Raw genomic sequence first — 8262 nt, forward strand, 5'->3', positions numbered from 1 at the left:
GGCTATACCCGTTCGGTTGAGCGCCCGCTCAGCAAGCCTTGCGGCCTGACGAACAGGATCAGCAGGATAAGTACGAAAGGAATCGCGTCTTTATAGGCCGACGAGATATAGCCCGCGCCCATGGCTTCCAGGATGCCCACCAGCAGGCCGCCCAGCACCGCGCCCAGGCCGTTGCCCAGACCGCCGACGACCGCAGCGACGAAGCCTTTGAGGCCCAGCATGATGCCCACGTCATAGCTCGTCAGCGTGATGGGCGTGATGATGATGCCGCCCAGCGCGCCCAGCGCGGCGGCCATAGCGAAACTGACCATCAGCACCCGGCTGGTGCTGATGCCAACCAGCAGTGACGCGACCTGGTTGTACGCCGTCGCCAGGATGGCTTTGCCGGCCAATGTGCGGCTGAAGAAGAACCACAGCAGCAGCACGACGACAGCAGTGATGAGCAACACCCAGACGCTCTGTATGACCAGGGTGGCGCCCAGAATCGAGATCGGCGCATGATCCGAGAAGGGCGGCAGGCTGTGCACGTTCTTGTCGAGCCCGACCTGCACCAGTCCCCGGATCACTAGTGAAACCCCGATGGTGATGATGATCAGCGTGACCGTATCAGCGTTCTTGACAGGTTCAATGGTCAGCTTCTCGATCAGGATGCCGATGAGGGTAGGGATGATGACGGCCAGTGCAAATGCCAGCGACCAGTGCAGGCCCGCCTCGGTGAAGAACACCGCCAGCATGCCACCCAGCATGATGAATTCACCCTGCGCGAAATTGATCACATTGCTGGCGTTGTAGATCAGATTGAAGCCAAGTGCCGACAGGGCGTAGGTTGCACCGACGGTCAGGCCGGAAAACAGGAACTGCAGGAACTGCAGGAACTCAGGGAGCATGTCGCGCCTTACCGGTTATTCGGTGCCTTGTCGTCTGACCACGGTCTGGTCGATGACGCCGAAAATGTCTGCATTGTGTTCATCGAGCATGGAGATCCGCACGCGGTCGCCAAAACGCATGAAGGGGGTGATGGGCTTTCCGGTCTCGATGGTTTCGTACATGCGCACCTCGGCGATGCAGCAGTAGCCGACCCCGCCGTTGTCGATGCTGGATCCGTGCAGGCTGCCCTGCTTGTTGGAGATCGTGCCCGATCCGACGATGCTGCCGGCGCCGAGTTCGCGAGTCCGGGCGGCATGGGCGATCAGTTGGGCAAAATTGAACGTCATATCGATTCCTGCGTTGGGGCGGCCGAACTGTTTGCCATTGAGTTCGACCCGCAACGGCAGGTGCAGGGTGCTGTCCTGCCAGGCGCTGCCCAGTTCGTCGGGCGTGACGGCGACGGGCGAGAACGCGCTGGCGGGCTTGGACTGAAAGAAGCCAAAGCCTTTGGCGAGTTCGTTGGGGATGAGGCCGCGCAGAGAAACGTCGTTGACCAACATGACCAGGCGGATCTGCGCGCCTGCTTCTGCCGGCCCGATCCCCATCGGAACGTCGCCGGTGACGACGGCGATCTCCGCCTCCATGTCGATTCCCCAGTCTTCACGGTCGGCGATGATGGGGTCGCGCGGCCCGATGAAGCGGTCGGAACCACCTTGGTACATCAGAGGATCGGTCAGGAAGGAGGCCGGCACTTCGCTATTGCGCGCCCGGCGCACGAGCTCGACGTGGTTCAGATAGGCGGAACCGTCCGCCCACTGGTAGGCGCGCGGCAGGGGGGAGTGGCATTCGCGCGCATCAAATGGGCGAATCCCGTTCAGGGTGCCCGCGTTGAGTTCGACGTAGGCCCGCTGCAGTGCGGGTGCGCAGGCGTCCCAGTCATCGAGCGCCGCCTGCAGCGTCGGCGCAATCCCGGGTACGGCGGCACAGCGAAGCAGGTCGCGGGAAACAACGACCAGGCAGCCGTCTCGGGTATGGTTCTTAAGTGTTGCAAGCTTCATTGTGGGTTTCTTCTTTCCCTGATCTGCCGGCTCGCGAATCTGACTTCAGCCCGCAGAGGTTCACGTGTCCGGGCGCAAATTTCTCCCGCAGGCCCTGCGGAGCTGGGCCCGGAAGCAGAAGTGCACAGCGGGCTAATCTAGATCTGCGCGGGTTCGAACCCCTTCCAGCAATTGGTGTAGTTCCCGTCGAGCTCCGGCCAGACCAGGACTTCTGGATTTAGATACAGGGGAAGTTTGGTCTCGAACATGAAGGCCATCGTGCCCGTGAGCTTGTTCGGCACGGACGGCTCGTTGGTGCCGTTCAAAAAGGTATTGCGGTCGGGGCCATGCGGCGCCATGCAGCTATGCAGGCTGAACCCGCCGGGCATAAAGCCGTCGGTCTTGCCTTCATAGATGCCATAGACCAGTCCCATGAATTCCGTCATGACGTTTCGGTGGAAGAACGGCGGGCGGAATGTGTTTTCCGCCACCTGCCACCGCGTCGGGAACGCCACGAAGTCGATGTAAGCCGTGCCGGGCTGCGAACTCGGCGATGTCAGGATGGTCGAGATGCTGGGGTCCGGGCTGTCGTAGCTGACCGAGCCGAACACATTGAAACGCTCGATGTCGTATTTGAACGGAACCAGATTTCCATGCCAGGCGACGACATTGAACGGTGTGCAGGGCATCTTGCGCGACCAGAAGCGTCCGCCGAACTTCGTAATGATCAGGCAGTCGCTGTCTTCTGCATCAAACGCAGCGACCGGGCACTGGAAATCGCGCGGATTGGCCAGGCCGTTGGAGCCGATCGGGCCCAGTTCGGGCAGCCTGAGCATGGGCCCGTAGTTCTCCAGCACGTAGCCACGCGCCGTGGCTTCCAGCAGGATCACGCGGAAGCACAGGCCGCGCGGAATGACGGCAAATTCACCTGGGTGGATGGTCAGCCAGCCCAGTTCGGTCTGGATATCCAGGCCGCCTTGCTGGGGAACGATGAGCAGTTCGCCATCGCTGTTGCAGAAGGCCGTGCCTTCCATGGACTGGCTGGCATGGTAGATGTGCACGGCGCAGCCCACCTGGTCCGGGGCACTGCCGTTGGCGCCCACAGTGCACATGCTCGTCACGAAATCCTGTTCGCCCCGCAGAGCCATAGGGCGCCAGCGCAGGGTTCGTGGGTCAAGCACGCCGCTGGCGAGAGGCGCCGTCAGCCAGCGAGTATTCTCGTGATGCTGCTGCTCTACCTCGTTGATTGATGGCCGCTTGCGATACAGCCAGGTCCTGCGATTTTCAGAACGAACGCTGGTGAATGCGGTGCCGGACAGCTGTTCGGCGTACAGGCCGTGAGACAGCTGCCTGGGACTGTTCATACCGGTCGGCAATGTTCCTGCCACGGCCTCGCTTTCAAACTGGTGACCGAAACCATGCATGTAATTGCGGTTATCCCGCACGGCATTTGTGCCTGTTTGGTTCATTTTTTACCTCCGGGTCATCAGTTCGCGCCGTGAATGACGGCATCCGGCTGCTGTTCTGGGCTTGCCTTTGCAAAGGCCGGCAGCGAACAGCAGTTCTGTTCGATCTTGCAGATCTTCGGAAAGGCTTCCATGGGAGTATCGAAACGACGCGCGTTGTACACCTGCGGGATCAGGTAGACATCCGCCAGTGTCGGCGCATCACCGAAGCAGAATCCCCGGTCGCCGACCATGCCTTCAATGACCCGGAAGTTTTCCTCGATCCAGCGGCGGATCCAGGCTTGCACGAAGTCCTCGTCATGACCGGCGGCGCGCAGGACCCGGAGGATGCTGACATTGTTCAGAGGGTGAATGTCGCAGCCGATGATGGCGCAGATCGCCCTCACCGTAGCCCGGTCCTCCGGGGCGACCGGCAGCAGAGGCGGCTGCTGGTGGCATTCCTCGAGATACTCAAGGATGGCGGGTGACTGGATCAGCACCCGGCCGTCATCCAGCATCAGCGACGGAATGCGCCCGTGCGGGTTGACCGCCAGGTATTGCGCAGCCAGGTTCTCCCCGCCGTTGCGGGCCAAGTTGACGGCAACCCGTTCGTAGTTCAGTCCCTTCATTTCGAGTGCGATGCGCACGCGATATGCGGTCGAGGAGCGCCAGTAATTGAACAGCTTCATCACAGCCTCATGTCCTCGTGGCTGCCGCCGTCGCAGTGTGGCGGGCGATCTGCAGGATTTCCTTGAGCGTGTCTTCTTCCACATGGGCGGCCAGCAGGAACAGTGCGCAGGCATTGGCGAGGTTGCTCTGGGTGGAGTCCAGTCCCTCGTGCGCCTTGGTCAGCATGGAATACATGTCGTCGATTTCGTACTGATTCAGCGTGCGCGGCTTCATTGCATGCCTTCCTTGATGTGACCTTGTGCGCGGAGCAGGGCGTTTTCCAGTTTGCCTTGTCGCGGAGCCTGCCAGCGGGCGCAGATGTGCATGTCGGGCCGCACGAGCACCATGGCCCCTTCTCCCGCACCCAGCACGGCTGCGAGATCCGAGCCGGGGTCGCAATCAAGCAACCTGATATCCCCGCGAGCTTCCATGTCCTGCAGCCATATCGGTGCAGGCTGAGCGCTGACCCGCACGACCACGAAATCATCGTTGAACTGCTTGTAGAGACCCTCGCTTCCGAGGGGGGTGTCGATGCGCACGGCAGGCACGATGGCGCCGGGCATCGGGGCACCCTCTGGCCAGTGGTCTTCGTCCGGCGTGTTCAGTGGGCTGTCCGCATACAGCATGGGCTCCGACAGCCGCCCGGTGTTGACGGCCAGCCTGGCCAGCGGCTGTTCCTTGGCCATCAGCAGCACGGCCTGGCGCAGCAGGTGGCTGCCAAAGCTGTGCGGGGTGATGAATTCTGTGCTCTGTGAGGACCGCGTCACATTTTCCCGCGCTGCTGCGACACGCTCGTCGGAATAGCTGTCCAGGATCTTTTCTGGGGCCTTGCCGGTCAGGACCCGTTTCAGTTTCCAGCCCAGATTCTCGGTATCCGGCACGCCGGAATTCCCTCCGCGGGCGCCGTACGGCGATACCTGATGGGCAGAGTCGCCAATGAAGATGATGCGGCCATGGCGGTAGTCCGACATGGTCTTGCTCTGGACCGCATACTGGCTGGTCCATTCGACTTCGATGTCTTCGGTGTCACCCACCAGGCCGGTGATGCGTACGGCAGCGTCGGCGATGTTTGTGGCGACATCGACTTCGTCGTCGCGAAGTTCAAAGTCGATGCGCCACAGGTTGTCGGCCTGCTGGTGCATGAGGATCGTGCCGCCTGGATGGCTGGGGTGGTCGAACCAGAACAGCCTTTCGGCAGTGCGGCCGGGCGGCAGGCGTACCGACGTGTTCAGAAAGCGGTCTTCAAAGCGGATGCCTTCGCACTCCAGCCCCAACTCGGTGCGGATGGCGCTGCGCGCGCCATCGGCGGCAATCAGCCAGTCGGTCGTAACCTGATAGGTGCTGTGCGGGCCCTCGACCTCGATGAGGACATGGTCAGCATCGACCTTCAGCAGACGGGCCTTGCTGTTCCAGCGCAGGTCGATGTCGTCGTGTTGGGCGATGGCATTGATCAGAGCTTCTTCCACGTAATACTGCTGCAGGTTGATGAACGGCGGCAGGCCGTCCGCGCCGGTGGTCCCGACGCTGAATTCCGTGATCAGTTCTTCAGCGTGAAAGATCTTGCCCTGGGACCAGCAGACGCCATTGGCCAGGACCGGCTCCAGGCAGCCCAGACGGTCCCAGACCTGTAGTGTCTTGTGTGCGTGGCAGATTGCGCGTCCACCGACGCTGACGGTATTGTCATCATCCAGCACCAATGCCGGGATGCCCCGGCATGACAGGTCTAGCGCCATCGTCAGTCCGACCAGTCCGCCGCCGACGATGACCACGGCGCGCTGTATGGGGGTGCCCTCCAGTTCCAGCCTGTCTGGTGTGTGCTTATAGGTTTGTCTCACGAACATGCTTGCCCCTTGTTTGGATGGCCTAGCGTGTTGACCGGTACCGTGCCCGGTTCCGTGGTTGTCTCCACGGCAAGCAGTTTGACAAAACGGGGGAGGCCTGTATGTAAACTACATGACATTGGCCCCAGCTGATTTTCCAGATCAGTCAAATGCTCATAAGACTTTGATAATAAATACAAATTTCCCCCTACTATCTTCCTGCCTCGATAGTCGAGGTTTTGGCCAGCCAGGCCCGGCATGATTCCCGCCCCCATTCGCACTCATGATCCGGGGGGTGTTGTCACCGGGTCTGGTGGGTGGCTGGCGATCGCTGATAGGGGTTTGGCCTGGAAATTCCAAAGCCGTCCGTAACGTGGATGCCGAGACTTCCGGCGGCGATCATCAGTTGTGCGGTGTGCTGGTACCATCGCTTCAATCTGAGCCTTCGCGACATCGAGGAGTTGCTGCTCGAGCGCGGCGTGTCGGTGACCTACAAGTCCGTGCATAACTGGTGTGACCGGTTCGGTGCGCAGTTTGCGCGTCGGGCGAAAGCGGCACGCGACAGGCCCGGCTCGACGTGGCATATGGATGAGCTGTTTGTAAATCTGCGCGGTGAGCCGTACGTGCTGTGGCGGGCCGTGGATGAGCATGGCACCGAACTGGATGTGCTGATGCACAAGCGGCGCGACAAGGCTGCGGCAAAGCGTTTCTGGCGGTTATTGCGCTCGAACCCGGTGCCGCGCAGGATCGTCACCGACCGGCTGCGCGGCTACCCCGCGGCAAAGGTGGAGATCCCGGAACTCGCCGGCGTGAAGCACGTGTTCGTGAAGGCCGCCGCGCGGGTCAACAACCGTGCGAAAAACAGTCATCAACCCACGCGCCGACGCGAGCGCCAGATGCTGGGCTTTCGCGATCCCCGGCGCACATAAGGGTTTCTCTCAGGCTTCGGTCCGATCCGGCAGCATTTTGCTTTACCGCGACACCGGATGAAGGCCGCCTGTCACCGGGCAGTTCTCAAGGAACGGGGCATCGCGTGGCATCAGTGGTTGATTACGGCCTTGATCGTCACCGCGTAATCATGAGGATACCTATGTTAATCACAATGTTCGGCTTGTCTACAGCAACTTGACAATGCCGCGCGTGATTGTCCCCCGCTTTTCTGAAGTTGAGACTCTACGATGACCGTCGAATTGAACCAGCAATTGCGTGCTTTGGAAGCGCGATATGCGAACAGCGTTTGATCAGATGCTCGAGCTCATCTCCTTTGTTCGCAAATCTCCGAGTCCACCGTTGCTAAAATCCGAGAGGTACGCAAAGATTGCTTGTCGGAGTCCGCACTTCCCGCGGGCACAATGGCCGGGGTCGCAGGCTTGGACAAAGAAGCGCTCCTGCTTGGAATTGAGGCCATGCGCCATGGCCCGCCCCTAATCAAAGCAGGATCCAGCGCAACGCCTGCCTGCTTATCGTGCTATGCTAAAAACGAGGGGCGGACGCCCCTTAGTCTCATTAGGGCGCACGATGGAAACCTCCTCCGACATCAACTGGGCAAGCGCGCTAAATGGCCTGCATGCCGACGACATACGGAAAATTGAAGAATTTTTAGCTCAGAGAGAGGTACCTGCGCGCAGTCCAATTTTTTTTCAAGATGAGCCTGCCGATGCGCTCTTTATCATTAGATCGGGTCGCGTGCGTTTGGTGCGTCGGACAGAGGCTGGCGAAGAATTCACCACCGGCGTTTGGTCATCTGGGTACGTCATCGGACTGATCAGTACGTTCCTGGGGGAACACCGCCTCCTCGGTGCTGAGACCATCGAGCGCGCAAGCTTTCACGTACTGCGCCGAGATGCCCTGCTACGCTGTATGCAGACCATCCCCCAATTCGCTTTAAACATTGCCAATCTCCTGGCATTGCTCGCGAGCGATAGCATTCGTCGCACAGCACCGCTGGCCTTAGAACCCGTCGAAGCAAAGTTAGGACGAGTGTTAGTGAAGCTGGCTGTCCCTGCGCAACAGGACAGCCAACTGGACGGCGACGTTGTACAGGGCATTACCCAAGATGAGCTCGCCAGGATGGTTGGCGCGAGCAGACCTTGGGTGAATCGCGCGCTAGCATCGTACGAGAAGCGCGGCCTGATTCGTCGACACAAACAGTTCATCTCAATACCCGACATTAAGGCCTTTAAAAATCTATGGACTGACTAAGCCTATAGGTACGACAGCATGCTTTCGGCGAGTATGGGCTGTCCATGGTCAAAACCGGACTCGGCGTCGATCTTGCGTCCGCTACGCTGCCTCTTTTATCGAAGGTTACGTACACAAGATGTTCCTGGTCATAGGACCCGCGCCGGGCCTCTGCCAATAAAAGAGTTTCTTCAGTCGGGATCCGCCGGTACCGCTTCGCACCGCGCGCCCGGCGCGCGTAAA

The 8262-nt window shown here is 60.4% G+C and carries 7 protein-coding genes and 1 pseudogene; 2 read left to right on the top strand and 6 right to left on the bottom strand.

Features of this window, described 5'->3' with window-relative positions; genetic code table 11:
- Positions 1–2 precede the first annotated feature (2 nt).
- The 6 genes from BN2475_RS12905 to BN2475_RS12930 all read right to left on the bottom strand — a co-directional run bounded on the left by BN2475_RS12905 (position 3) and on the right by BN2475_RS12930 (position 5859).
- Entirely contained in the window at positions 3–887 is an 885-nt protein-coding gene (locus BN2475_RS12905; RefSeq protein ID WP_094779909.1) for a branched-chain amino acid ABC transporter permease, read from the bottom strand.
- 15 nt (positions 888–902) lie between these two features.
- The gene (locus BN2475_RS12910) at positions 903–1925 is read right to left on the bottom strand and encodes a fumarylacetoacetate hydrolase family protein (protein WP_094779910.1); all 1023 of its coding nucleotides are present in this window, start codon (positions 1923–1925) and stop codon (positions 903–905) included.
- A 137-nt stretch (positions 1926–2062) separates the two neighbouring features.
- Positions 2063–3373: a homogentisate 1,2-dioxygenase gene (gene hmgA, locus BN2475_RS12915; protein ID WP_094779911.1), complete on the bottom strand. Its 1311-nt coding sequence runs from the start codon at positions 3371–3373 to the stop codon at positions 2063–2065.
- A gap of 17 nt (positions 3374–3390) precedes the next feature.
- Positions 3391–4038: a maleylacetoacetate isomerase gene (gene maiA / locus BN2475_RS12920; RefSeq protein ID WP_094779912.1), complete on the bottom strand. Its 648-nt coding sequence runs from the start codon at positions 4036–4038 to the stop codon at positions 3391–3393.
- Positions 4039–4045: 7 nt separating this feature from the next.
- Positions 4046–4252: a DUF2783 domain-containing protein gene (locus BN2475_RS12925; RefSeq protein WP_094779913.1), complete on the bottom strand. Its 207-nt coding sequence runs from the start codon at positions 4250–4252 to the stop codon at positions 4046–4048.
- Positions 4249–5859: an FAD-dependent monooxygenase gene (locus BN2475_RS12930; protein WP_094779914.1), complete on the bottom strand. Its 1611-nt coding sequence runs from the start codon at positions 5857–5859 to the stop codon at positions 4249–4251. The genes BN2475_RS12925 and BN2475_RS12930 overlap by 4 nt, the downstream gene beginning before the upstream one ends.
- Before the next feature lie 356 nt (positions 5860–6215).
- On the opposite strand from BN2475_RS12930, the pseudogene BN2475_RS12935 reads away from it, so the two are divergent.
- A pseudogene (locus BN2475_RS12935) lies at positions 6216–6914 on the top strand (IS6 family transposase).
- Positions 6915–7356: 442 nt separating this feature from the next.
- Positions 7357–8040, top strand: coding sequence for a Crp/Fnr family transcriptional regulator (locus BN2475_RS12940; RefSeq protein WP_159444551.1), 684 nt, complete (start codon positions 7357–7359; stop codon positions 8038–8040).
- The last annotated feature ends 222 nt before the right edge of the window (positions 8041–8262 follow it).

The organism is Paraburkholderia ribeironis (assembly GCF_900019265.1).
Lineage (GTDB): Bacteria > Pseudomonadota > Gammaproteobacteria > Burkholderiales > Burkholderiaceae > Paraburkholderia > Paraburkholderia ribeironis.

Bases quoted from the DNA above. Each gene is read 5' to 3' on its own strand.
- BN2475_RS12905 (WP_094779909.1), bottom strand. From the start codon at position 887: ATGCTCCCTGAGTTCCTGCAGTTCCTGCAGTTCCTGTTTTCCGGCCTG.
- BN2475_RS12925 (WP_094779913.1), bottom strand. From the start codon at position 4,252: ATGAAGCCGCGCACGCTGAATCAGTACGAAATCGACGACATGTATTCC.
- hmgA (WP_094779911.1), bottom strand. From the start codon at position 3,373: ATGAACCAAACAGGCACAAATGCCGTGCGGGATAACCGCAATTACATG.
- BN2475_RS12940 (WP_159444551.1), top strand. From the start codon at position 7,357: ATGGAAACCTCCTCCGACATCAACTGGGCAAGCGCGCTAAATGGCCTG.
- BN2475_RS12930 (WP_094779914.1), bottom strand. From the start codon at position 5,859: ATGTTCGTGAGACAAACCTATAAGCACACACCAGACAGGCTGGAACTG.
- BN2475_RS12910 (WP_094779910.1), bottom strand. From the start codon at position 1,925: ATGAAGCTTGCAACACTTAAGAACCATACCCGAGACGGCTGCCTGGTC.
- maiA (WP_094779912.1), bottom strand. From the start codon at position 4,038: ATGAAGCTGTTCAATTACTGGCGCTCCTCGACCGCATATCGCGTGCGC.